A 20,003-nucleotide genomic window follows, 5' to 3' on the forward strand; every position below is an offset into this window, starting at 1 on the left:
ATCAGACGAGCGAGACGCGCGCCTGCGCCTTCCCGAGGACGGCCTGGCCAGCGACCGTGACGGCCAGGTCGATGCGCGCGGCTCCGGCGTCGACGTCGAGCTCGCCGACCTTGGCGACGACGAGGACATCGGCTCCCTCGCGGGGATCGACGACGATCGGGCGGGTGAAGCGGACGCGGTAGTCGACGATGCGGCCGGGGTCGCCGATCCAGTCGGCCACGACCTGCACGGCCGTGCCCATCGTGAGCATCCCGTGCGCGAGGACGCCGGGCAGGCCCACCTCGGCCGCGACGTCGTCGCGGTAGTGGATCGCATTGAAGTCGCCGGACGCGGCGGCGTAGCGGACGAGGACGTCGCGCGTGAAGTGGAAGCTCCGCTCGCCGACCACCTGCCCGATCTCGAGGTCGGCGAGGACGGGGACCGCGGCGATCACTCGTCACCCCTGACGACGAGCGTGGAGATGCAGGTGACGACGTGCTCGCCGTGCGCATCGGCCACGGTGGACTCGAGGACGATCATCGAGTGCGGTCCGAGCTGCTTGACGCTGGCGACGGCGAGGGTCGCGGTGAGCTCGTCGCCGGCGACGATGGCGCGGGAGTGCACGAAGCGCTGATCGCCGTGGACCACCCGGCTGTAGTCGATCCCGGCGTCGGGCTCGGCGAGCAGCTGCGCGACCGTGAGCTCCTGCATCACCACGGGGAAGGTGGGCGGCGCGATGACGTCGTCGTACCCGGCCAGGCGCGCGGCCTCGGGGTCGTGGTGGAGCGGGGAGGCGGCGGACACGGCGCGGGCGAACTCGCGCACCTTCTCGCGCCCCACCTGGTACGACGCGGTGGGCGCGAAGGCGCGACCGGTCAGTTCGGGGTTCACTGGCACCCGGACATCTTACGCGGTGGCTTCCGCGGGCCCCGGAGGCCTCCCCCTCCTCCGGGTGGCACGCTCGTATGGCCATCGCGAAATACCCATGCGCGTATGGCTGACCCCCGACCCTTCTTCTCGGAAGCTGGCCAGCATGTCGACACCCCGCCCCGAACGAGACTGGGCCGAGTACGCCCGGGAGCTCGGAACGAACCTCCACCGCGCGCGCATGGCCAAGGGCGAGAGCCAGGAGCGGATCGCCCACGCCGCGGGCCTCGCCGGCTACACCTATCAGAAGTTCGAGAAGGGCGAGTCCAAGCCCGGGTCTCCCGCGAACCCGCAGCTGAAGACGCTCTTCGCCCTCTGCGAGGCGCTCGACCTGGAGCTGAGCGAGCTCCTGCCGCCGAATCCGCCCCGCGTCTCATCGCGCGGCTCCGCGTAGGAGCAGGGAGGCGTCGATCGCCCCGGCCAGGCGCGCCGCCCCGCTGAGATCGAGATCGAGCACCCCCAGGGCGTCCGCCTCGAGGCGGATCCTCACCTCGCCCGCCGGACCCGGCCGGCAGAGGGACACGTGCACGAGCAGCGCCTCCGGCCGACCGAGCGGCCCCCGGTCCGGCCACTGCACGAGCGGCACGCTGCTCGCCGCCGAGCGGTGCAGCCGCTCGGCGCGCCCTCCGATGTCGTCGTGCTCGCCCGCGCACCACTCCGGGCACCCGTCGCTCCGCCCGCTGTCCTGCCGTCCGTCCATGTTCCGCACCAATCGCTCGAGGCGCACATCACACCGGTCGGCACCGACATCGAGGAGGTCCCTCGGCCTCGTTCCGCCCGGGGGTGTGGACAGTCACCACCACCTCCCCCGCTGTGGAGGAGTGCCGACACTCTCCCATACGCAGGTGGTGCCGCGCGATCGGGCCGTCGCCGATCGCGTCAGCGGTGCACGATCAGCCAGGTCGCGACGGCGGTCGACTCCCCGCGGTTCACCATCCGGTGCGGGCGCTCGCACGGGAACGTGATCCCGTCCCCGGCCGCGAGCACGACGGTCTCGTCCTCGAACTCCACCGTCAGCTCGCCGAGCGTCACCGTGCCCACCTCGAAGCCGTCGTGCCGGAGGAACCGGCGGTGCGCCGTCGAGGTCGACCCCGGCGGATAGGTCGACTCGAAGAAGTCGACCGCCTCGACCGAGCGGGGCGCGAGCCGACGGAAGAGCACTCCGCCGTCGAGGGTCACCGGAGCGACCTCCCCCGCCCGCACGACCGCCGTCGCGACCGACGGGGGCGCCGGCTCGTCGAAGACCGCCGAGAGCGGCACGCCGAGCGCGCCGACGACCGCGATCAGGCGCCCGACCGAGGGCTGCATCGAGCCGCGCTCGATCTGCGAGACCGCGCTGGCCGAGATGCCGAGCTCGCGGGCGAGGGCGCGCAGCGACAGGCCGGAGGCGAGCCGCAGCTCACGGAGGCGCGCTCCGAGACGCTCGCGATCCGTCCCGGCGGCGAGGGCGCTCGCCGCGACCTCCACGGGGTCGTCCGTCGGGACGGTGCCGGAGGGCGCGACGGGCAGCCCGTCGGAGTCGGGCTCGGGGGCGTCGGTGAGCATCGGCGACCCTCCTCCGGCGATCGTCACACACCCGTAACGGAGCCGAAACGAGCCCGGGGGTGTCAAGCAATAGGTTCACATGCTGTGAAGCGACTGCTTCACAGCATCCACGCACAGCGCCTCACGCACTCCGCGGGGACGGCCGACCGCCTCGGTCCGCCACCACGACCACCCTGACACATCCGATCCGAGCCGGGCCCGCGCCCGGCCGCCAGAGGTGGATCCTCCATGACCGACCGCGCCACCGCACCCCGCACCGACCTGCCCACCGTCCCGCCCATCGCCGCCGAGCTCCCCGTCGGTGCCGCCCTGATCAAGCCCGGCTACGACGACCGCCTGGCGAACGAGGACCTCGCTCCGCTGGTGAAGCAGCGCTGGTCGAGCTACAACATCTTCGCGTTCTGGATGTCGGACGTGCACAGCGTCGGCGGCTACGTCACCGCCGGATCCCTCTTCGCGCTCGGCCTCGCCGGCTGGCAGGTGCTCGTCGCCCTGGTCGTCGGCATCGTGATCGTGCAGATCTTCTGCAACCTCGTCGCCAAGCCGAGCCAGATCACCGGCGTGCCCTACCCCGTGATCAACCGGGCGATCTTCGGGATCCGCGGCGCGAACATCCCCGCGATCATCCGCGGCCTCATCGCGATCGCCTGGTACGGCGTCCAGACCTACCTGGCGGCGCAGTCGCTGAACATCGTGTTCCTCAAGTTCTTCCCCGACCTCGCCTCCTGGAACACCCCGGAAGCGTCCTTCCTCGGACTCTCCGCGCTCGGCTACCTCTCGTACGCGATCCTCTGGGTCGCGCAGGCCGCGCTGTTCTGGCGGGGCATGGAGTCGATCCGCCGCTTCATCGACTGGGCCGGCCCCGCCGTCTACGTGGTGATGCTGGTCCTGGCCGTGTACCTGGTGTCGCAGGCGGGCTGGGAGAACATCTCGCTCAACCTCGGCTCGGGCGAGGTCCTCGACTTCGCCGCGTCGCTGCCGGTGATGATCTCGGCCGTCGCGCTCGTCGTGTCCTACTTCTCGGGTCCCATGCTCAACTTCGGCGACTTCTCGCGCTACGCCCGCAGCTACGGCGCGGTGAAGAAGGGCAACCTGCTCGGGCTCCCGATCAACTTCCTCTTCTTCTCCCTCCTCACCGTCATCACCGCGTCCGCGACCGTGCCGGTCTTCGGCGAGCTCATCACCGACCCGATCGAGACGGTCGAGCGGATCGACACCTGGTTCGCGGTGCTGCTCGGCGGGCTGACCTTCGTCATCGCGACGATCGGCATCAACATCGTCGCCAACTTCATCTCGCCCGCGTTCGACTTCTCGAACGTCAACCCGAAGAAGATCAGCTGGCGCATGGGCGGCATGATCGCCGCGGTCGGCTCGGTGCTGCTGACCCCGTGGAACTGGTACTCGAACGACACCGCGATCCACTACACGCTCGGCATCCTGGGCGCCCTCATCGGCCCGCTGTTCGGCGTGCTGATCGCCGGCTACTACCTGATCAGCCGTCAGCGCGTCTGGGTCGACGACCTCTACACGATGAGCGAGACGGGCCGGTACTGGTTCTCGAGGGGCTTCAACCCGAACGCCGTGTGGGCCACCGTCATCGGCGGAGTCCCGTCGGTCGCCTCGGTGCTCGTGCCCCGCTGGATCGCCGAGGCCGGCGGCCCCTCCTTCACCTGGCTGGGCGACTACAGCTGGTTCCTCGGCTGCGGACTGGGCTTCATCGCCATGGCCCTGCTCGAGCGCCGCGCCCCGCGCATCGGGCGCCTCGAGGAGGACCTCGAGAACGTCAGCGACGGCAGCGCCGCCTGATCCACCCGGGCGGCCGCCCGCTGCGGGCAGCCGCCCTCCCCCTCCCGCCACGTCCCCGAGGAACCCATGCGCATCACCGTCGTCAACCCGAACACCAGCGAGCGGATGACGGAGGCGATCGGCCGGGCCGCCCGCTCCGTCGCCTCCCTCGGCACCGAGATCGCAGCGGTGACGCCTCCGATGGGGCCCGCCTCGATCGAGAGCCACTACGACGAGGCGCTGGCGGTGCCGGGACTGCTGCACGAGATCGTCCGGGGCGACGCGGCGGGCAGCGACGGCTACGTCGTCGCGTGCTTCGGCGATCCGGGGGTCGATGCCGCCCGCGAGCTCGCGCGGGGCCCGGTCGTCGGCATCGCCGAGGCCGCGATGCACATGGCGACCCTCGTCGGCCGCCGCTTCAGCGTCGTGACCACGCTCTCGCGGACCAGCGGACGCGCGTGGGACATCGCGCGCCGGGCGGGCTTCGGCGAGGCGTGCGCCGGCGTCCACGCCTGCGACATCCCGGTGCTCGAGCTGGACGACCCCCGCTCCGACGCCCGCCGGGTCGTGCTCGAGGAGTGCGCCGCCGCGCTCGCGGCCGACGGCTCCGACGTGATCGTGCTGGGCTGCGCCGGCATGGCCGACTTCTGCCGCGAGCTCTCGCGGCAGCTGGGCGTGCCGGTGATCGACGGGGTCTCGGCCGCCGTCCGCCTCGTCGAGGGCCTCGTGGCGATGGGCGTCACGACCTCGCGGCGCGACGAGTTCGCGAGGCCGCTCCCGAAGGCGATGTCCGGCCTGCTCGCTCCGTTCGAACTCGTCTGACAGCCGCGGCACGGGGCTGGGAGGATCGGACCATGACGGTCCTCCGCGAACTCGGCCTCGGCGCCCGCCTCTTCCTCCGCGGCTTCGGCACCTGGGTGCGCTCGCCCCGGGCGATGCTGCTGGGGGCGATCCCTCCCCTGATCGTCGGCCTCGTCTTCGTCGGCCTGCTCGTGCTGGTCGTGACCCGCGTGGGCGACGTCGTCACGGCGCTGACGCCGTTCGCCGACGACTGGAGCGACGCCTGGGCGTCGAGCGCGCGCCTGGCGATCTCGGTCGCCGCGGTCGGGGCGCTCGTCGCCCTGGGGGTCGTGGTCTTCGCAGCCGTCACGCTGCTCGTGGGCGATCCCTTCTACGAGCGGATCTGGCGCGGCGTCGAGAACGAGCTCGGCGGGGTGCCCGACGAGCGCGAGACCGGGTTCTGGAGCGGGCTCGGCCGCTCGCTCCGCGACTCCGCCGTGCTGATCGCCACCTCGGTGGGCATCGGGATCGTGCTCGTGCTGCTGGGCGTGATCCCGGTCGTCGGCCAGATCATCGGCCTCCTCGCGGGCGCCCTCGTCGGCGGGCGAGCCCTGGCCCTCGAACTGACCGGGTTCGCGGGGGACGCACGCGGGATGACCCTGGCCGAGCGCCGCCGACTCCTCGGCGAGCGCCGAGGGATGTCCCTCGGCTTCGGAGTCGCGGTCTACCTGGCGTTCCTGATCCCAGGCGGCGCCGTGGTCGCGACCCCCGCCGCCACCGCGGGGGCGACGCTCCTGCTGCGGACGCTGCGGGGCGAGACGACCGAGCGCCCCGCCCCGCGGACGATCAGCTGACGCGGCGGCGCAGCCCTGCGGTCACCAGGGCCGCGGCTCCGGCGAGCAGCGCCAGCGCGCCGATCGGCAGCAGCGCTCCGGCATCCGATCCGGTCTCGGCCAGCGCGTGGCCGGCGGTGGGGACGGCCGTGCGAGGCGCGGTCGGCACGGTGCTGGTGCTCGTGGGGGACGGCGCCGGGGTCACCGGGATCGGGACGGGGACGACCGGAGCGGGCTCGGGATCGACGGCGGCCGCGAGCGAGAACTCCGCGACCACGAAGTCGGGACCGGGGACGGTGCCCGAGTAGCCGCGGTAGATGTAGCGCACCCTCTCCTCGACCCCGCCGAGCCACCGGGTCTCGACGAGCGGCGGGACCTCGCGGGAGGAGGAGCCGTCTCCGGCGACCGCCTGCCACTCGTCGTCGACCAGGACCTCGATCGTGTAGCTCCACGAGGTGAGGCAGTCGCGCAGCGTCCCGCCCGGGATCGAGATCTCGGTCTGCGTCCCACCGGAGCCGATGGTCGCGACGCCGGCGAACTCGATGGGCGACTCGCCCTCCTCGTAGCACTCCTCCGAGACGGGTGCCGGAGTGAGCGTCGGCACCGGCAGCGGCGGCAGCGAGACGGTGGGCACCGGGGCCGGGGTGAGGGTCGGCGTCGCAGTGGGCGCGGGCGACGGGGCCGACGTGCTCGCGACGGGAGTGGGGGTCGTGGTCGACGCGGCGGCGGCGGGGGCGAGCATCAGGGTCGCGCCGAGGGCGGCGGTGATCAGCAGGGAAGAGGTGGAGCGGAGCATGCGTGTCCTCGCGTGAAGCGCCGATCGTCGGCGGTGATCCGGGCGGGTATTCCTATCACGGGCCTGAAGAGCGGAGACAGACACCCGTTCGGGACGCGCCACCCCCTCCCGCTTGGCCGCCCGTCGCGCGGTCCCCTAGACTCCCCCCGTGCGCACGTCGAACCGAAGCCCCTGGTGGCCCGCCTCCTAGGCGGACCGACGCGCGAACCCCTCGCACACGACCGCCTCGTCCGGGCGGTCGTTCTGCATGTCAGGGCCCGGGTGAGGGACACCCCGAACCAAGGACCACGATGACCTCGCTCCTCTCCCGCATCCTCTCCTCCGACGGATCGCTGCCGTTCGCCGTCGTGCTCCGGCAGGGCCGCTCCGAGGTGGACGTCTTCACCGGCGACGTCGTCGACGTCGACGGGCTCGCCGACATCCCGCTGAACGGCGGGGACGTGCTCACGCTGGTGCCCTACCGCCAGGTGCGCGAGCGCGGGTTCGCCGCGAAGGACGACGGAGCGCCGCTGCGCAACCTCCTCGTCCGCGAGCGCGAGAGCGTGCCGCTGGACGAGGTCCTCCGACTGCTCCCCGAGCGCGAGATCCCGGTCGAGGAGCGCGGCTTCGACGTGCCCGACGAGGAGTACGCCGACATCGTCCGGCACGTGATCGACGACGAGATCGGCCGCGGAGAGGGCGCGAACTTCGTGATCGCCCGCGCCTTCGTCGCGCACACCGACGCCGCTCCGGTCGAGGCGGTGCTGGCCTGGTTCCGCCGCCTGCTGACCGACGAGTCCGGCGCCTACTGGACCTTCGCGATCCACACCCCCGGCGTCGACGGCGCGCAGACGGTGACCGCGGTCGGAGCGACCCCCGAGCGGCACGTCTCGGTGCGTGACGGCGTCGCGATGATGAACCCCATCAGCGGCACCTTCCGCCATCCGGCCGCCGGGCCCACCGGAGAGGAGGTGCTCGCGTTCCTCGCCGACGTGAAGGAGAGCGAGGAGCTCTTCATGGTCGTGGACGAGGAGATGAAGATGATGAGCGCGGTCTGCCCGAACGGCGGACGCATCCTCGGTCCCTTCCTCAAGCAGATGTCGCGCCTCAGCCACACCGAGTACCTCCTCGAGGGGCGCACCGATCTCGACGTCCGCGAGGTGCTGCGACTGACGATGTTCGCGCCGACCGTCACCGGCTCCCCGATGGAGAACGCCTGCGCCGTCATCGCCGAGTACGAGAAGGAGCCGCGCGGATACTACTCCGGCGTCCTCGCGCTCTTCGAGCCCGAGGAGCACGGCTACACGGTCGACGCGCCCATCCTGATCCGCACCGCCTACCTCCAGCCCGACGGCCGGCTGACCGTGCCCGCGGGCGCGACCCTCGTGCGCCACTCGACTCCGGAGGGTGAGGTCGCCGAGACGCGCGCCAAGGCCTCGGGCGTGCTGTCGGCGCTGGGACTCCTGCCTGGTCGCGAAATCCCGCCCGCCGTCGATCTGAACGCGCAGCCCGGAGTCGCCGAGGCGCTCGAGGCGCGCAACGAGCGGCTCGCGTCGTTCTGGCTCCGCCCGCAGGCGCCCGAGCACATCGCGGGCCTCGACGGGCACACCGCGCTGATCGTGGACAACGAGGACCAGTTCACGACGATGCTCGCGCACCAGCTGCGCCACCTCGGCATGGACGCCCGCGTCGAGCGCTGGTCGAGCGTCGAGGACGTGCTCTCGGACGACCTCGTCGTGTTCGGGCCCGGCCCGGGCGACCCGCGCGACGACTCCGAGCCGCGCATCGCGCGCCTGCGCGAGCTGATGACCCAGCGGCTCGACTCCGAGCGCCCGATGCTCGCCGTGTGCCTCAGCCACCAGATGCTCTCGCTGCTCGCGGGCCTTCCCGTCGAGCCGCTGCCCGCGCCGCGCCAGGGCGTGCGACTCGCGGTCGACGTCTTCGGCGAGGAGGCGGCGATCGGCTTCTACAACACCTTCTCGTCGGTCGCGGGATCGGGTGTCGAGCGCACTCCCCTGCTCGATCTCGAGGTGTCGGGCGACCCGGTCAGCGGAGTGGTCGACGCCCTGCGCGGCGAGCACGTCGCGTCGGTGCAGGGCCACCTGGAGTCGGTGCTGTCCTCGGACGGACTGCGCACGCTCGAGCGCCTGGTGCGCACCGCCACGGCGCAGCCGGCCCGCTCGTGAGCGAGGTGCGGCTGATCGCGTCGGACGCCTACTCCGTGGAGCTGCGGTACGCGATCGCGGACAGCGTGCGCGCGGCGGCCGAGGCGGCTCGCGCCTGGCACGGTCGCGGCGACAAGGTCGCCGCCGACGAGGCCGCGGTCGCCGCGATGCGCGCGGTGCTGGCGGACGCTCCGTTCGACGGCACGGTCGTCATCGGCGAGGGCGAGAAGGACGAGGCCCCCATGCTCGCGAACGGCGAGCGGCTCGGTCGGGGGTCCTCGCCGTCGTGCGATGTGGCCGTCGATCCCCTCGACGGCACGCGGCTGACCGCCGAGGGGCTGCCCGGCTCGGTCTGCGTGATCGCGCTCGCCCCGCGCGGCGCCCTCTTCGATCCGCGACGTCTTCTACATGGACAAGCTGGTCTGCTCGGCGGCGGGCGCGGGAGTCGTCTCGCTCGAGCGCTCCCCCGGGGAGAACGCGCGGGCGCTGGCGGAGGCACTGGGCAAGCCTGTGGAGGAGCTCGTCGTCGCGGTACTCGACAAGCCGCGGCACGCGGCGCTGATCGCCGAGCTGCGCGACGCCGGAGTGGCGCTGTCGCTGCGCGGCGAGGGCGACGTCTCGGTCGCGATCGAGGCCGCCGACCCGGCGGGCGCGGTCGACCTGGTGCTGGGCATCGGAGGGACGCCCGAGGGCGTCGTCGCGGCGTGCGCGGTGCGCGCGCTGGGCGGTGTGATGGAGGGGCGGCTCGCGCCGCAGACGGCGGCCGAGCGTGCGAACGCGCTCGCGGCCGGTCACGACCTCGACCGGCTGCTGCGGCTGGAGGACCTGGTCGCCTCGGACGACGTGCTCTTCGCGGGTTGCGCGGTCTGAGGCGGGCCGGAACGCGGAAGAACGTAGGCCCTACTGGTCACCACTCCAACAATTTGGGCAATCTCCCGCCAGCGCGCCTGGAACTCCTCAAGCTCGCTGCTCTCAGCCCGAAGCCGATTTCCACTTCACAGCCGGTTGAGGCTAAGGCCCGTTCACTGAACCGACGACTCGGAGCGGCGGTGAGCCAGCAGCTAGCTGATCGATATTGAAGCGGCGAACACACCACTGACCTCGCGCGCGAGTTCGGGCTCTCGGCGAACGGCGTCATCTCCGTCCTCTCGGCCCAGGGAGTCACCCTTCGCCGCCGGCCCCTGTCGACATCGCAACAAGGAGAGGCAGAGCGCCTCTACCGCGCGGGTGCATCGGTCCAATGGATCGCCGATCGCATGGGCGCGAGCTACAACTGCGTCCGACAGCACCTCGTCCGCGCCGGAGTGCCGCGACGACCGCGCGGAGGGCGCCATTGACGAGACCTCCTAGGCTGCGCCATCCAAACTGTCAGTCTGCTCCCGCTCCACGTTCCGCGCGTCGTCAGGCCAGGCGTTCTTCAGCACGTGCGGAACCTCCGGAACTGGCGGCACTCCGCAGACAACTTCAAGAGGCGAGGCAACTAGACGAGCAAGACTTCTCCTTAAAGCTCTGATTCGTAATCGAACCACTTTTGAGCTCTTGCAACCTCCGCCAACGGCGCTACACGCGCCGCTGCGTCCGACGCGAGCCGCTCTATCGCTACGCGAGAAACATCCGCTGGCCAACGGCACGGGTCTCGCAAGATCGCTCTTGCTTGCCGAGCGCCGAAGCCAACAAGCACCAGCCCGTTGGCGATGTCGCCGCTCATGATTGTCGACCGCGAGCCCTTAAGACGGTCCACCTTAACCCGATTCTTATCGCTCGTTGCCGCGAGCACTTGAACACCATTCCTGGTGCGACCCCGTAATAACTGCTCGAGATCTTCTTTGAGTCGCGGCCGCAAGCGCTTTCTGGTCCCTTCGTCGCCGGCGACATAGCACAGCCATGCAGCCTCCCCGACAAGTTTCACTCGACGCAACCGCAGGTCATCCTCGATGGACAACTTGCGGAAACGGAAGCTGGCAGCATCAATCTCCAAGGTGCGCTCGACCGCTTTGAACTGCTTAGTGGACAGAGACTCCACCAACTGCATGAACTCTGCCGCAACAGCAACGAACACGGACGGCCGTGCTTCCTGTAGAGCCTGCAACACGACGTTCATATGTCGGTCAGTGCCAGCGGCGCCGGCAATATAGGTCCGCCACCACTGAACATCCGCACGATGCACACGGACCTCCTGCTGACGCCGCAAAGAGGCGTCTAGCGCTGCATTGCCGGTTCTCTTGGCGAGAGACGCGAGGTCAACAGAGTCAGCCACTTTTGCTATCGCCCGATCGAGCACCCACCCGTCGCCCCAAGCCATAGCTATTGCTTCCGCGCGATCTAGCACGGAGCTTACAGCGCTATCGTCCGACCGCGAGAGATTGATCGTTTGCAGAACTGCCTCGAGTGGGGGCCACTCTGCGCCCTCCCTTCCGAGCGCAATCGATGGCAATCTGCTTCCACTCGAAATAGCTAATGACGCACCCCGTACGAGAATTCCGGTCGCACCCTTATTCAGGGTCATTCGCAATAGCCCCGACGCACCCTCGTTCAAATCGTGATGTAGCAGGGCGAGTACGTTCGGATCGGAACCGGTATAGCCACCCTTGAGGATCTGAGACGCGAACCAGCTCTTCGACGATTCGAGGTTCAACGCCAGGCGGTCTAGCAACTCCACGCGCTTGTGATCGACAACCCGAAAGACTCCAAGCATCGAACCAACTGCCAACCAATAATCCGTCGGCTCAAAACGGGACCACCACCACTCAGTAATTTGGTCGCTCTCGCGGGCGTGAGCGCGTAATAGCGCCGCGCAAGCAGATCTCGTCATCTCTTCCGGAGCGTCTTCCAGTCGCTTTTTGAGGTGATGCACAACTTGGGCACGCCCTGCTCGCTCGCCAAGAACCAGCAGTGAACCCCCCGCGTCAAGCGCACCATCGCATGCGAGCACGACTCCGGTCCCACCGAGAATGAGTTCCACCACCTCAAGCAAGGCCGAATCGGGAAGACCGTCATATATGCGATCATTCAAAATCTGGGCAGCGATAACGCGCGCATGAGGAAGCGGTTCAATGCGTTTCGAAGTTGCGACCATCATCTCCACGAGCGATCGCACCTCTCCTCGCGACAGCATCCCCACGAAGAACCGACAGACATTCATCCAATAGGGACGCTGTAGTAACTCTGACAAGCCGTCGTCCCGAGAATTACCCACCCCACGTGCCGTCAAATGGTCGGCCAAATGCGCTGCTGCGAAGTACTCCCGGAGTGACTGCACCTCGAATTCGAAGAGATCATCTCTCTCCACAAGACATAATACGCGGCTGGTTAAGGCGTTGTAAATGTCTTCAACTATACGATAATCTTCTTCGCGGTCGCGAAGGTAACTTTTCAGCAGAGTGTGCAGGTTTTGTCTCGAAATCGAACCGGAGCTTCGCCCTTGCTCGGCGCGCGACTGCAGATGCCACCCCAGGAAAGCATGCGTGTCTTCAATCACACGTCGATGGCTTGCGAGTAGCGGCTCCTTCTCCTCCGTCTCTTCCCGATCCAAAAACGTCTGCATGTACTCTCTGTACAGATCAGTCCGTTGCTGAGGAAGCAGCTGCCGACGGTCTAAAAGGTGCAGCAAGATTGCTAACTGCATGGGATATGATGCCAACTCGTTGATGTGTGGCAGATTCAGGTTATCGAGAAAGGCGCGTCGTAGTCGTTCGGCAGCATCATTTGAGAGATGAGCTACCGCCACCCAGCGATCCAGGTATTGCAAACGAAGGCCGGGCGTCAGCTTTTGAAGATGGAGTACAGCGAAGGAAGTTGATTGGAGGATCGGATGGATGGAGCCGCCTGGACGTGTGGCCACGAGCAGCACGAAGTCTTGAGCATTGGCGCTTAGGCGTCCGCTAGCATTCGAAACCTCGCGAGTCACCCTGTCTCGAAGAGGAAGGTTGGCTACTTCGTCTAAGCCATCAAGCGCAAGCAATACTGGCTCAGTGGCAAGGATAGTCGCCAGGTTTTCATGCGAGAACTTGCGACCTCCGACGTTCCGAGCAATGTCTTGCGCAATATACTCCTCCAAGCTTCTCCAGCGACTCTCCTTGCTGTTCGACTTGTTCCGCGGCTTTCCTGTTCCCTCCATTGTCGCCCACTGCGCATACTTGCGAAGATCGAGCCGAATTGGGATTCGGTGTGACGAAGAGGGCTCTGCACGCTGACGGCGGCTCCCGTACAGTTCCTTTCCGAGAATCCGAGCCCGATGGTGCTGGCATAGATACTGTAGGAGCGTCGATTTTCCTTGGCCTGGACCGCCAATGAGAACAGCATTGCCTTCCCAATCCTCGTGCAGTAATACCTGCGTGGCGCCGGCAATGAGAAGGCCCGAATCTTCGGCCAATTCCTCGGTGTCGCCGGGCCCGTTACGCGCAATCTCTCGCAGCAACTCAGCAGTCCGCGACGAATCCCCCCGAGCTCCGACCGGAACGTCGACGAACATGGAATCAACGGTCGGACCACGCAGACCCACCTGCTGGAAGTTTATCTGATTCTCAGATTCGAACTTATTGCCCACGTACGCACGGATCGTCTCTTCAAGATCAGCCCGCCGACCGCGAAGCGCTTCGTGGGAAGCTTTCATTTTGCGCAGATCACCGACAGAGTACTGCGATCCATCGTTGGCGTCGATCATTGTGTGATGAGTGGGGCAGAGTAATATCAGGTTGTCGTAGCTGTCAATCTCCGCGGCAGACAGCTGCGGGTTGAACCGTGGGCCGCCGGGCTTTTGAGCAGCAATATGGGCTTCTTCCCCGACTATATTGAAGCGCAGTTCCCCTGCATCGTCTCGCGCCTGAGACGTGAGCTCGACATTGCAGGTTGGAAATGCGCAACGGTTATGCGCACGAGTCCAAAGGATTTTTCGAGCGCGATCGGTCACGGTCATTTGGGCTCGCTTTCCATTTTGGCACTTGATGCTGTTCCCAATGGTCCGAACGCGAGAAAGGGGCGTGCGGTCTCGGGCCGACGTTTAGGGACGGCCGAGAAATGACGATGCTCGAAGCCACTGTTACATGATCTCGCTGAGCAAACCCTAACTGACACGTGCATTGATGGGGTCGCGCGTCAACCGCTCGTGAACCTGCGACGGAAGTACGCCGCAGCTGTTCAATGTGTCAGCCACCAGCCCTCTTAGCTGGACTTCAGTGCGACCTGATGCCTTCGCGAGCAGTTCGCCCCAGGCCGAGTCGACGTCGTGCGCAATCTCCTCAATTGCGGAGGGCGGGGCGAAGTGAACGTGACTCTCAGCTCCAGCGACCCCATCCTCATGGATACCCGGTTTCGGCGATACGAGAATGGTCGCGCTACCAATTGGTGCAGCCTCGACGCCCGCGTCTGAAGCCAGCAGTCGGAGCTGGTCGTTCGCCTGGCGAACATCCTTGTGGGGGACAACGCCTGTCGGCTCATGATCGCTCTTCGCCTCAACCGCCAGCCAGAGTTCATTTCCCCACGGCCAAACCGAGTCGCAACGCCCCTTTGGCTCAGGCTTGAACGCATCGGCGGCAAGCAGTTTGCCCAAGTCGGTCAGCGCAGGCTCATACTTGCCGGCGGCTCGCTCAGCCAGTCCGGCGTGGATCGCGCCGAGCCGACGGAGAACGGTCGCTTGATTCACTCCGCTCGCGAGGCGGCCTGCAATCTTGGAAACCGCCAGGGCATCGACCGGCGCGAGTGGCGACCGCTCACTCGCGGGGAAGGGAGCCATCTGACGCACCCAAGATCCAAGCCCAAGAACTTGCTCGGCCTGGCGGATGAGGGCTAGCGCCGCCGCCCGTCCGGCTCGATCACTCACCTGCTCAGCAGCATGGTCGGCCCAAGCAGCCTCAAGGTATAACCAGAATGCTCGGTAACCCGCGGTGTCGCGACCACCGGCGCCCACCAAGCGCGCAGCCTCGTGTGCGTGAGTGGCAGCGTCCGACCACCTCTGCACGCTCGCAGCAGCCCAAGCTTGAACCTCGTGTGCGCTTGACGCCGCAAGCGCCGACGTCCCGTCAGGCATCCGCTGAACCATCTCCTTGCGGTAATCCGTCAGAACGGGCTCGGCACCCGTGCGCCATGTTTCATCAGATTCTTGCTCGAGGAACGCGCGAACGTTCTCGAGAACGTCGGTCTTACCGAGACCCTGCGAGTTTTCGCGTCCGAATCGCAGCTCCGCCTGCAATTCGGGGTCCAAGGCCTCCGTCACCTCGGGCCGAGTCAAATATCGTGATAACTCACCGCCGAGCACCAGAACGATCGCCGTATCCCGCGGGCCGCGCGTACAGCGTCCTGCACCCTGGATGACACGTGTCCTGACGCGTGATGCAAGCGCTACGCTTGCGCGAGCGCGGTTCTGGAGGAATCGCTCCTGAAGGTTGTCTTGATCCGGAACGCCGTCGAGCGCTACTACCCGACAGCTTTCTCCAGGAAGGTCTAGGCCGTCGTAACGTGCCGCAAGTCCGCACACGCCGTTCTTAAGTGCAATAAAGGGACCCATTCCTTCGGCAACATTATCGACACTCATCACCATCCACTTGGGCTGAGCCAAGGCGGTGGCGTCTGCCATTGCAATGTCTTTCCTTGGCGCTAGGACAAGTGCTTTCCCAGCAACCTGGACTACTGCACGCGCAAACTCGTTGGCATTGGCGCCCTCGATAAAGTCTGGAAAAACGAAGAAACGACGCCCATAGCGCGGCGGTGTCGCCGGCTGCTCCAGGCGAACGATTTCGCTTCTCCCGAAGGCCCGCTCGAGCTCGCCTCCTTCCCCGAGCGTTGCGGACAGGTAGACCCGCTGCCTAGCGCCAGAAAATAGTGAATTTTCGTGAGTCGGCGGAATATATGGACGAACTAGAATTCCAGAGTAGGACACGTATACAAGGCACGAACTGAGTCCAGTTCGGACCATCGCGAACTGGTAGCTTTGAGCGCCACTGCAGGTCGCCAACGCTTCGGCGAGGCGGCCAAGCATGTCCGGCTGCCTTAGTGGAACGACCACCCGAACATCCGCGCTAATGCTGGGGTCGGGTTCGGCCGAACCGAGACGGTCGAGGAATACACCGTCGAGAGCCGGAGCCACCGCGCTCAGTACTGCGCGGTACTCGTCTGTCTTCGCCCACCGGTTTATATTTACCCCGTAGGCCTCGCCGACGTACTGCTCGCCGGCGTGCGCGTCGTCGAATAAGATCAGGTCGGCGTCAGCAAGGCGAGGATGAGTGTTGAAGATGCTGCTGTACGTAGTTACAGCGATGGCGCTTGCTGCCTCGTAAGCCGCACGGGCCCCACCGGGCCAGTCCGAGCTGCGGCCAATTAGCAACGCTGTTGAGATTCCCTCAGCAGATGCGGCTCCGACGACCTGTCGAGCGAGTTGCTTTGTCGGAACCGCATAGATCACTCTCGCCCGGCGCTTGCGTCGGGTCCACTCTGCGATCAGCAGACCGGTAAGTGTCTTCCCGGTACCCGTCGGTAGTTCGAGGGCGATGTCCGCGCTGGTGTCGTGCGCCGCGAACTTAGTGAGCATCTCGGATTGATGAGCCCACAATCCGGGAACCGCACCCGGACCGGGATTCAGGTCGTTTCGGTAAAGATCCACCGGCGTTGCAGGTACGGCACTGTCAGACGACGTTCGGACGAAGGGCATCTTGATCCTGCTTTCAGTAACGATGTCTGACCTGCAACTAGTGTGCTTTATACTCGTCCCTTTAGCTACTACCGACCTGGCGCGCGAATCGCGAAGGTGACGTTGCCTACGATCAGGGTGCGCGTCGCTGGCTAATGAAGTTCGCTCAACATCCGATCAAGAGTTCAGGGTCGTTTCAGGCACGACACCAACAGTGCTGCTCACATTGCGGCCAGAGGGTTGTTCTTCCGCGGCAGGCAACTACACGCAGAGACGCTGCAGTCGGGGAAAATACCGAGAAGTGGCGCTACGCGTCCGTAGCCTCGTTCGCGCCGAAGAGCTATTACGCCGCGCGGACGTCGTCCCCGCCGTCGGCGAGTTCCTCCTGCTGCCGCGGCGCTTCTCGGCTGGCCGAGTGTCGGCCCCGGTAGAGGTTTGTCAACCGGGAGTTCCCAGATGACGTGCTCGCCGTCTACGGCCCTGGGCGCGTTGTAGTCCTGGCGGAGCGGTTCTAAACACCACCAGCGCGGACAACATGGCGAGGTTCCTCGTGGGGAGATTGGTCGAGACGACACAAGGCGCGTTGGGGACCCGTTCGCCGTCCACTGGCCGACGTAGCGATGGAGGGAAGGCGTCTGGGTGCTGTCGGATGAAGTGACCTCGAGCGGCGGAATCTCGACTTCCTCCTGCGGCTCAGCTCCTCGGGTGGTCGCACGCGAAGGCGAGCCACGCTGTGGGTTGTCCGAGCGCGGTAGCTTGCGGGGATTCCTCGGCCGCTCACCGCTGCCATCGGAACGCTGAACCCGCAACGTCCGGCGCTTCTGCCGATGAGGATTGGCGTTTGCGGGCGGCCACGACCGGATGGAGTGTGACCGCGCGAGCGACGAGGCGAAGCGCAAGCTCCTCTCGGCCTTGTTCACCAGGATCGAGGTCTACGACGACGGCCACCACACCACCGTGATACTCGAGCCACTGCCGAGGCCGCCCGCGATCCGCTCCGCCGTCGTGGAACCTCAATAACAAAAGAGCGCCGGAGAAATCTCCGACGCTCTTCTTGACGCCGGCCTGCGCCAACATCTTGATGCCACTTGTTCAAATATGACTGTTCTGGTAGCGGGAGCGGGACTTGAACCCGCGACACCACGATTATGAGCCGTGTGCTCTAACCACCTGAGCTACCCCGCCGCGCGTTCTTCGCAGGCTCGACCTGCGGGAACGGAGCCCCCTGTGGGAATCGGACCCACTACCTCTTCCTTACCAAGGAAGTGCTCTACCAATGAGCTAAGGGGGCGCACCTGCGGGCATCGGACCCGGAGGACCTGCCCCTCTCGGGGCGTGCCCGCGATTTGGCACCGTTAGACAATAGCACCTCGCTGGAGCGGCGGTGACCGCGGGTGGGGCGGTGCGGATGCTGCCGGTCGAAGGAGCGCACGAGGCGCGGATCGCGACCGATCCTGCTGGTCGAGTAGGCCCGCAGGGCCGTATCGAGACCCGCCCCGCTAGGAGCGGCTCGCCTCGTCGAGGGAGGCGAGCTCGTCGTCGCCGAGCACGAGGGTCGCCGAGGCGACCAGGGCGGGCAGCTGCTCCATCACGCGGGCGCTCGCGATCGGGGCGACGACTCCGGGCTGCGAGCGGAGCCACGCGAGGGCGACGGTCGCGACCTCGGCACCGTGAGCCTCCGCCACCGCGTCCAGGGCCGCGAGCACCCGGCGACCGCGCGCGTCGAGGTACTGCGCGGCTCCGGAGGCGCGGGGCGAGTCGGGCGTGGAGCCGTCGCGGTACTTGCCGGTCAGGAACCCGGACGCGAGGGCGTAGTAGGGCACGACGGCCAGGCCGTGCTCGCGGGCGAGCGGCAGCAGGTCGGCCTCGATGCCGCGCTCGACGAGGTTGTAGTGCGGCTGCAGCGCGACCGGCGCGTGCAGTCCCTCCTCCGAGGCGAAGCGCAGCCACTGGGCGATGCGGTCGGCGCTGAAGTTCGAGACGCCGATCGCGCGGACGAGACCCTCGTCGACCAGCTCGGAGAAGACCCGCGCGATGTCCTCGATCGAGACGGCGTCGTCGTCGAAGTGCGCGTAGTAGAGGTCGATGCGGTCGGTGCGCAGACGCGCGAGCGAGGCGCGGGCCGCCGCGCGCACGGTGTCGGGGGCGAGACCCTGGAACTCCGGGTGGCGGCTGACCTTCGTGGCGACGACCACGTCGTCGCGGTCGGAGCGCCGGCTGAGCCACTCGCCGATGATCGTCTCGGACTCGCCGCCCTTGTTGCCGGGGACCCATGCGGAGTAGGAGTCGGCCGTGTCGATGAAGTTCCCGCCCGCGGCGACGTAGCCGTCGAGGACGTCGACCGAGGTCTGGCGTCCGGAGGTCCAGCCGAAGACGTTCCCACCGAGCGAGAGCGGGAACACCTCGATGCCGGAGGCGCCGAGGGGGGTGCGGGTGGAGGAGTCGCGGGCGGTGGAGGCGCTGTCGATCGTCATCCTCCGATTCAACCCGCTGGGTACGGGGGCCTCACTCCCCCTCCGGGCAATGCGGAGCAAGCACTCAGCCGCCACGCCGACCGGGTCGCGCGGGGAACTCGGGCTCAGCGGATCGCGCTCGGCTCAGAGGTGCTCGAGCAGCGGGTAGTCCGCGTACGCGAAGCGGGACGAGTCCGGCGCCCACCCGGCGACGTTGATCGTGCCCTGGCCGCCGAAGAGCCGCTCGATCACTCGACCGGGCCCGAGCGAGCCTGCGGGCCGCCCCGCGAGGTCGAGCAGGCGCAGCTCGACCGGCAGGTTCTCGGGGTGCCCGGCGGTGCCGTCCGGGTACGCGAGCGAGAGCAGGTGCGCGCCGTCGGGCGAGACGTGCGGGAACCAGTCGACGGTGTCCGAGACGACGACGCGCTCGAGCCCGGAGCCGTCGCGACGCATCCGGAACAGCTGGGCCCGCCCGCCACCGCCGCGCTCGGAGTTGAAGTACAGGACCTCGCCCGTCTCGTCGAAGTCGACACCGTCGTCGGGGTGCTCGTCCGCGGTCAGTGCGGTGAGCGGACCGCCCTCGGCGGCCATCGTGTACACGTTCGTGACCCAGCGGCCGGAGGCGTCCTCGCCGCCGCCGATCAGGGCGAGAGTCGTGCCGTCGGGTGAGACTCCGTGGAGGTAGTGCTTGAAGCGGCGCCCGTCGACCTCCTCCGTCAGCCGCCGCGCCGGCGCCGAGCCGTCGAGCGCCACCGCGTACAGGTGCCCGTCGCGCGCCGACACGTAGGCGAGCCCGCCGCCGGGAGCGAGCACGTGGTCGTTGTTGAGCTCCTCGGGCACGCCGTCGAGCGGGATCGGGACAAGCGCACCGGCGCCGGCGCCCTCGAGCGGCAGCCGGAACAGCAGTCCGTCGCCGTTCACGACGAGGGAGGAGCCGTCGGGCGACCAGTTGGGGGCCTCGACGAGCAGGGTGCTCGACTCGAAGACCGTGGTCGACGTGCCGGAGGCGACGTCGTGCACGCGGATCCGGCAGAGCTGGTCGGGGAGGAGGGAGCGGGCCATGCGCCCACGCTAGAGGAGGCCGGCGCCGGACCGGAGGCCGTCACGGCGCCGCACGGGCGCGTCGAGCCTTCGCGCACT

16 protein-coding genes, 2 tRNA genes and 1 pseudogene are annotated in these 20,003 nt (G+C 67.5%); 8 read left to right on the plus strand and 11 right to left on the minus strand.

Translation table 11 applies throughout. The features are described from left to right. Window position 1 precedes the first annotated feature (1 nt). Window positions 2-433, minus strand: coding sequence for a MaoC/PaaZ C-terminal domain-containing protein (locus IOC53_RS08200; protein WP_374070492.1), 432 nt, complete (start codon window positions 431-433; stop codon window positions 2-4). Further along, window positions 430-876, minus strand: coding sequence for a MaoC family dehydratase N-terminal domain-containing protein (locus IOC53_RS08205; RefSeq protein WP_207404549.1), 447 nt, complete (start codon window positions 874-876; stop codon window positions 430-432). Before IOC53_RS08205 ends, IOC53_RS08200 begins: the two co-directional genes overlap by 4 nt. A 136-nt stretch (window positions 877-1,012) precedes the next feature. Between IOC53_RS08205 and IOC53_RS08210 the strand changes: the two genes are divergently transcribed. Further along, entirely contained in the window at window positions 1,013-1,300 is a 288-nt protein-coding gene (locus IOC53_RS08210; RefSeq protein ID WP_207404553.1) for a helix-turn-helix domain-containing protein, read from the plus strand. Here the strand turns inward: IOC53_RS08210 and IOC53_RS08215 are convergent. Together IOC53_RS08215 and IOC53_RS08220 are read right to left on the minus strand one after the other, a co-directional pair. Further along, the gene (locus tag IOC53_RS08215; RefSeq protein WP_207404556.1) at window positions 1,280-1,606 is read right to left on the minus strand and encodes a hypothetical protein; all 327 of its coding nucleotides are present in this window, start codon (window positions 1,604-1,606) and stop codon (window positions 1,280-1,282) included. The two genes, IOC53_RS08210 and IOC53_RS08215, sit on opposite strands and share 21 nt — an antisense overlap. A gap of 179 nt (window positions 1,607-1,785) precedes the next feature. Beyond that, window positions 1,786-2,451, minus strand: coding sequence for a helix-turn-helix domain-containing protein (locus IOC53_RS08220; protein WP_207404561.1), 666 nt, complete (start codon window positions 2,449-2,451; stop codon window positions 1,786-1,788). A 228-nt stretch (window positions 2,452-2,679) separates the two neighbouring features. On the opposite strand from IOC53_RS08220, the gene IOC53_RS08225 reads away from it, so the two are divergent. From IOC53_RS08225 to IOC53_RS08235, 3 genes are all read left to right on the plus strand, one after another. After that, window positions 2,680-4,257 carry an NCS1 family nucleobase:cation symporter-1 gene (locus tag IOC53_RS08225; protein ID WP_207404565.1) on the plus strand — a complete coding sequence of 526 codons (1,578 nt, stop codon included), beginning with the start codon at window positions 2,680-2,682 and terminating at the stop codon, window positions 4,255-4,257. A 66-nt stretch (window positions 4,258-4,323) separates the two neighbouring features. Then, on the plus strand, window positions 4,324-5,058 hold the full coding sequence (locus IOC53_RS08230) for an aspartate/glutamate racemase family protein (protein ID WP_207404575.1): 735 nt from the start codon (window positions 4,324-4,326) through the stop codon (window positions 5,056-5,058). A 32-nt stretch (window positions 5,059-5,090) separates the two neighbouring features. Next, the gene (locus IOC53_RS08235) at window positions 5,091-5,870 is read left to right on the plus strand and encodes an EI24 domain-containing protein (protein WP_207404579.1); all 780 of its coding nucleotides are present in this window, start codon (window positions 5,091-5,093) and stop codon (window positions 5,868-5,870) included. Here IOC53_RS08235 and IOC53_RS08240 read toward each other — a convergent pair. Beyond that, window positions 5,863-6,645 carry a hypothetical protein gene (locus IOC53_RS08240; protein WP_207404582.1) on the minus strand — a complete coding sequence of 261 codons (783 nt, stop codon included), beginning with the start codon at window positions 6,643-6,645 and terminating at the stop codon, window positions 5,863-5,865. The genes IOC53_RS08235 and IOC53_RS08240 overlap by 8 nt on opposite strands. A 290-nt stretch (window positions 6,646-6,935) precedes the next feature. Between IOC53_RS08240 and IOC53_RS08245 the strand changes: the two genes are divergently transcribed. The 4 genes and pseudogenes from IOC53_RS08245 (at window position 6,936) to IOC53_RS19660 (ending at window position 10,126) form a co-directional block, all read left to right on the plus strand. Beyond that, window positions 6,936-8,810 carry an anthranilate synthase family protein gene (locus IOC53_RS08245; RefSeq protein ID WP_207404594.1) on the plus strand — a complete coding sequence of 625 codons (1,875 nt, stop codon included), beginning with the start codon at window positions 6,936-6,938 and terminating at the stop codon, window positions 8,808-8,810. Window positions 8,811-8,845: 35 nt separating this feature from the next. Beyond that, window positions 8,846-9,169 (plus strand): annotated as a pseudogene (locus IOC53_RS19655) (fructose-bisphosphatase class II); the annotation flags it as partial. Window positions 9,170-9,197: 28 nt separating this feature from the next. Beyond that, window positions 9,198-9,659, plus strand: a complete 462-nt coding sequence (locus IOC53_RS19235) for a fructose-bisphosphatase class II (RefSeq protein WP_278250045.1) — start codon at window positions 9,198-9,200, stop codon at window positions 9,657-9,659. Between the two features lie 311 nt (window positions 9,660-9,970). Continuing rightward, window positions 9,971-10,126 carry a helix-turn-helix domain-containing protein gene (locus tag IOC53_RS19660; protein ID WP_374070508.1) on the plus strand — a complete coding sequence of 52 codons (156 nt, stop codon included), beginning with the start codon at window positions 9,971-9,973 and terminating at the stop codon, window positions 10,124-10,126. Between the two features lie 164 nt (window positions 10,127-10,290). On the opposite strand, the gene IOC53_RS08255 is transcribed toward IOC53_RS19660, so the two are convergent. The 6 genes from IOC53_RS08255 to IOC53_RS08280 all read right to left on the minus strand — a co-directional run bounded on the left by IOC53_RS08255 (window position 10,291) and on the right by IOC53_RS08280 (window position 19,925). Beyond that, window positions 10,291-13,704, minus strand: coding sequence for an HNH endonuclease (locus IOC53_RS08255; RefSeq protein ID WP_207404601.1), 3,414 nt, complete (start codon window positions 13,702-13,704; stop codon window positions 10,291-10,293). 147 nt (window positions 13,705-13,851) lie between these two features. Then, a complete protein-coding gene (locus tag IOC53_RS08260; RefSeq protein WP_207404609.1) occupies window positions 13,852-16,431 on the minus strand; it encodes a DEAD/DEAH box helicase in 2,580 nt (859 codons plus the stop codon). Between the two features lie 1,087 nt (window positions 16,432-17,518). Next, a tRNA-Met gene (locus IOC53_RS08265) sits at window positions 17,519-17,595 on the minus strand. 34 nt (window positions 17,596-17,629) lie between these two features. After that, window positions 17,630-17,701, minus strand: a tRNA-Thr gene (locus IOC53_RS08270). A gap of 208 nt (window positions 17,702-17,909) precedes the next feature. Continuing rightward, window positions 17,910-18,884 carry an aldo/keto reductase gene (locus IOC53_RS08275; protein WP_207404611.1) on the minus strand — a complete coding sequence of 325 codons (975 nt, stop codon included), beginning with the start codon at window positions 18,882-18,884 and terminating at the stop codon, window positions 17,910-17,912. 123 nt (window positions 18,885-19,007) lie between these two features. Next, entirely contained in the window at window positions 19,008-19,925 is a 918-nt protein-coding gene (locus IOC53_RS08280) for a biopolymer transporter Tol (protein ID WP_207404613.1), read from the minus strand. Window positions 19,926-20,003 lie beyond the last annotated feature (78 nt).

The sequence above is a fragment of the Rathayibacter sp. SD072 genome (genome assembly GCF_017355185.1).
Taxonomy (GTDB): domain Bacteria; phylum Actinomycetota; class Actinomycetes; order Actinomycetales; family Microbacteriaceae; genus Rathayibacter.

Excerpts from the sequence above, each read along its gene's own strand:
- IOC53_RS08210 (WP_207404553.1), top strand. The coding sequence starts at position 1,013 with ATGTCGACACCCCGCCCCGAACGAGACTGGGCCGAGTACGCCCGGGAG.
- IOC53_RS08215 (WP_207404556.1), bottom strand. The coding sequence starts at position 1,606 with ATGGACGGACGGCAGGACAGCGGGCGGAGCGACGGGTGCCCGGAGTGG.
- IOC53_RS08220 (WP_207404561.1), bottom strand. The coding sequence starts at position 2,451 with ATGCTCACCGACGCCCCCGAGCCCGACTCCGACGGGCTGCCCGTCGCG.
- IOC53_RS08225 (WP_207404565.1), top strand. The coding sequence starts at position 2,680 with ATGACCGACCGCGCCACCGCACCCCGCACCGACCTGCCCACCGTCCCG.
- IOC53_RS08230 (WP_207404575.1), top strand. The coding sequence starts at position 4,324 with ATGCGCATCACCGTCGTCAACCCGAACACCAGCGAGCGGATGACGGAG.
- IOC53_RS08235 (WP_207404579.1), top strand. The coding sequence starts at position 5,091 with ATGACGGTCCTCCGCGAACTCGGCCTCGGCGCCCGCCTCTTCCTCCGC.
- IOC53_RS08240 (WP_207404582.1), bottom strand. The coding sequence starts at position 6,645 with ATGCTCCGCTCCACCTCTTCCCTGCTGATCACCGCCGCCCTCGGCGCG.
- IOC53_RS08245 (WP_207404594.1), top strand. The coding sequence starts at position 6,936 with ATGACCTCGCTCCTCTCCCGCATCCTCTCCTCCGACGGATCGCTGCCG.
- IOC53_RS19235 (WP_278250045.1), top strand. The coding sequence starts at position 9,198 with ATGGACAAGCTGGTCTGCTCGGCGGCGGGCGCGGGAGTCGTCTCGCTC.
- IOC53_RS08255 (WP_207404601.1), bottom strand. The coding sequence starts at position 13,704 with ATGACCGTGACCGATCGCGCTCGAAAAATCCTTTGGACTCGTGCGCAT.
- IOC53_RS08260 (WP_207404609.1), bottom strand. The coding sequence starts at position 16,431 with ATGCCCTTCGTCCGAACGTCGTCTGACAGTGCCGTACCTGCAACGCCG.
- IOC53_RS08275 (WP_207404611.1), bottom strand. The coding sequence starts at position 18,884 with ATGACGATCGACAGCGCCTCCACCGCCCGCGACTCCTCCACCCGCACC.
- IOC53_RS08280 (WP_207404613.1), bottom strand. The coding sequence starts at position 19,925 with ATGGCCCGCTCCCTCCTCCCCGACCAGCTCTGCCGGATCCGCGTGCAC.